The organism is Chromobacterium aquaticum (genome assembly GCF_021129195.1).
GTDB classification, from domain to species: domain Bacteria; phylum Pseudomonadota; class Gammaproteobacteria; order Burkholderiales; family Chromobacteriaceae; genus Chromobacterium; species Chromobacterium aquaticum.
The window spans coordinates 1-3,453 of the sequence record NZ_JAJOHW010000218.1 but is presented as its reverse complement, the minus strand read 5'-3'; the positions used below and the strand labels follow the sequence as shown (position 1 = coordinate 3,453).

At 67.4% G+C, this 3,453-nt stretch carries 2 protein-coding genes; one reads left to right on the top strand and one right to left on the bottom strand.

What is annotated here, in order from left to right:
- Positions 1-14: 14 nt before the first annotated feature.
- Complete coding sequence (gene exaC / locus LQT98_RS23105; RefSeq protein ID WP_231465522.1) at positions 15-1,535, bottom strand: acetaldehyde dehydrogenase ExaC; 1,521 nt, start codon at positions 1,533-1,535, stop codon at positions 15-17.
- Positions 1,536-2,026: 491 nt separating this feature from the next.
- On the opposite strand from exaC, the gene LQT98_RS23100 reads away from it, so the two are divergent.
- Positions 2,027-3,453 (top strand): sigma-54-dependent Fis family transcriptional regulator (locus LQT98_RS23100; RefSeq protein ID WP_231465520.1); only part of this gene is annotated, 1,427 nt, incomplete at its 3' end.

The window sequence follows — 3,453 nt, the reverse complement described above, 5'->3', positions numbered from 1 at the left end:
TCGTAAACAGGTTCTTAGAAGAAGCCCAGCGGCTTGCCGTCAAAGCTCACCAACAGATTCTTGGACTGCTGATAGTGATCCAGCGCACGCTTGTGGGTTTCGCGGCCGATGCCGGACTTCTTGTAGCCGCCGAAGGCCGCGTGCGCCGGGTAGAGATGGTAGCAATTGGTCCACACCCGGCCGGCCTTGATCGCGCGGCCGACGCGGTAAGCGCGGTTGATGTCGCGGGTCCACACCCCGGCGCCGAGGCCGAACTCGGTGTCGTTGGCGATGGCGACGGCTTCGGCCTCGTCCTTGAAGGTGGCGATGCTGACCACCGGACCGAAAATCTCCTCCTGGAACACCCGCATCTTGTTATTGCCCTTCAGCAGGGTGGGCTGGATGTAATAGCCCTGGGCCAGGCCGCCTTCCAGCGGTTCCAGCTTGCCGCCGCTCAGCACCTCGGCGCCTTCCTGGCGCGCGATGTCCAGATAGGACAGGATTTTGTCGAACTGCTGCTGCGAGGCCTGGGCGCCGACCATGGTGTCGGTGTCCAGCGGATCGCCGCGCTTGATCGCCCGCACCTTCTTCATCACCTCGGCCATGAAGGCCGGATAGATGGATTCCTGCACCAAGGCGCGCGACGGGCAGGTGCAGACCTCGCCCTGATTGAAGAAGGCCAGCACCAGCCCTTCGGCGGCCTTCTCGATGAAGGAGGGCTCCGCCTGCATGATGTCTTCGAAGAAGATATTGGGCGATTTGCCGCCCAGCTCCACCGTGGACGGAATGATGTTTTCCGCCGCGCATTGCAGGATGTGGCGGCCCACCGGGGTAGAGCCGGTGAAGGCGATCTTGGCGATGCGCTTGCTGGTGGCCAGCGCCTGGCCGGCTTCCTTGCCGAAGCCGTGCACCACGTTGATCACGCCCGGCGGCAGCAGATCGCCTATCACTTCCATCAGCACCGCGATGCCCAGCGGCGTCTGTTCCGCCGGCTTCAGCACCACGCAGTTGCCGGCGGCCAGCGCCGGCGCCAGCTTCCACGCCGCCATCAGCAGGGGGAAGTTCCACGGGATGATCTGACCGACCACGCCCAGCGGTTCGTGGATGTGATAGGCCATGGTGTTGTGGTCGATTTCCGCCGCCGTGCCTTCCTGGGCGCGGATGCAGCCGGCGAAGTAACGGAAATGGTCGGCGGCCAGCGGGATGTCGGCGTTCAGGGTTTCACGCACCGGCTTGCCGTTGTCCCAGGTTTCGGTAACCGCCAGTTTTTCCAGGTTGGCCTCGATGCGGTCGGCGATCTGCAGCAGCAGATAGGAGCGTTGCTGCGCCGAGGTCTGGCCCCAGGCGTCCGCGGCGGCGTGGGCGGCGTCCAGCGCCAGTTCGATGTCGGCGGCGTCGGAGCGCGGAAACTCGGCGATGGGCTGGCCGTTGACCGGAGAAGTGTTGACGAAGTGCTGACCGTTGACCGGCGGCACGAACTGGCCGCCGATGTAGTTGCCGTAACGGGATTGGAACGCAATCACCGCGCCGGGGGTGCCGGGATGAGCGTAACGCATGCTGGGTTTCTCCTGTTGTAGATTTGGCCATGGCGCGCGGCCGGCGAGGACCGCGCTGTCCTGGCCCACAGCAGGAAGCGTGCCAAGCCGTCACGCCTTCGGGGTATGTTGCGGTGCGGAATCGATAATGGCCGATGGCTATTGCCGCTGCCCACATCGATATTGCGGCGCAAGATGGCGGCGATGGATGCCGGCTGGCCAATAGGCCAGGCCATGAGTTGTCGCAAAACGCTACAGTGTTGCGCTACGGATTTTCAGCCGCCGTTTGCGCCCGCCGCGCCGGCGGTGCTAATAGTTCTGCGAGCCCGTTCAAAGTCTCGCCAGCCTGAGCGCGACAAGGCGAAACAACCGAAGAAGCGGAATGCACAAGCGGCGCATGAGCATTCTGAAGTACTCACCGTGTCACGTCTCAGCAAGCGCGGCGGATTTTGAACAGGTTCCGAGATTTCGCGCCCAGGCCTTGGGCGCACCAGCCATTCGGGAGCATCGCGATGACCGAGCACTCTACACGCCCGCCCGTGGACGGCGCGCGCCGGCGTTTCTTCCATGAGGGCCTGGAGCCCGTCGGGCTCCGCGACGAAATCGCCCAGTCCTGGCGGCGCTGCCGGCAACTGCCGCCGCAACCGGCGGAGGACGGCCTGGACGGCGCGGCGCTGGGCGCCTTGCGCGAGGCCAATGGCTTGCTGCTGCGCCTGGCTCAGCCGGAACTGGACGGCTTGTACGAGCAGATCAGCGACCGGCGCGGCATCGTGCTGCTCAGTGATGCCGCCGGCGTGATCCTCAACGCCGCCGGCAGCTCCGGATTTCTGCGCAAGGCGGAGCAGGTGGCGCTGCTGCCTGGCATGGCCTGGGGCGAGCGCGACAAGGGCACCAACGCCATCGGCACCGCGCTGGCGCTGGGCGCGGCGGTGCAGGTCAACGGCGGCGAACATTATCTGGCCAGCAACGGCGGCATTTCCTGCTCGGCCGCGCCGATATTCACGCCCAACGGCCGCCTGGCCGGCGCGCTCAACATCAGCAGCGACGCGCGCTGTCACGAGGCGCACGCGCTGGGCCTGGTGCGGCTGGCGGCGCGGCAGATCGAGCACCGCTGGCTGGCGCGGCCTTCGGCCGAGCATTGGCTGGTGCGCTTCCATCTGAATCACGCCTTGCTCGGCTCCGCGCGCGAAGGCGTGCTCGTCTTCGCCGACGATGTGCTGGTGGAGGCCAATAGCTGCGCGCTGGCCTGGCTGGGCCTGGCGTGGGCGGATCTGGGCCGGCTGCGCTTCGGCCAGCTGTTCGACGGCGAACTACAGCCGGCCGACGGCCTGCGCACGCGGCTTGGCCGGCGCGGCCAGCATTTTCATCTGCAGATCACGCCGCCGGCGCGGCGGGTGGTGGCGCAGCGGCCGCCTCCGAAGGCCGAGGCGCGGCCATCGCTGGCGCTGCAACGCGCGGTCAAGGTGCTGAATGCCGACATCCCGGTCTTGCTGCAAGGCGAAACCGGCGTGGGCAAGGAGGTGTTCGCGCGCGCGCTGCACGCCGCCAGCCGGCGCGGCCGCGCGCCCTTCGTCGCCGTCAATTGCGCGGCGATACCGGAGGCCTTGATCGAGTCTGAGCTGTTCGGCTACGAGGAGGGCGCCTTCACCGGCGCGCGGCGCAAGGGCATGGCCGGCAAGCTGCGCGAGGCCGACGGCGGCGTGCTGTTCCTGGACGAGGTGGGCGACATGCCGGCGGCGATGCAGGCGCGGCTGCTGCGCGCGCTGCAGCAGCGCGAAGTCACGCCGCTGGGCGGCGGCCAGGCCCGTGCGGTGGATTTCGCGCTGATCTGCGCCACTCATCGCGATCTCGCTGCGATGGTGGCGGCCGGCGAGTTCCGCGCCGACCTGTTCTACCGCTTGCAGGACTACCCGGTGCGGCTGCCGCCGCTGCGCGAGCG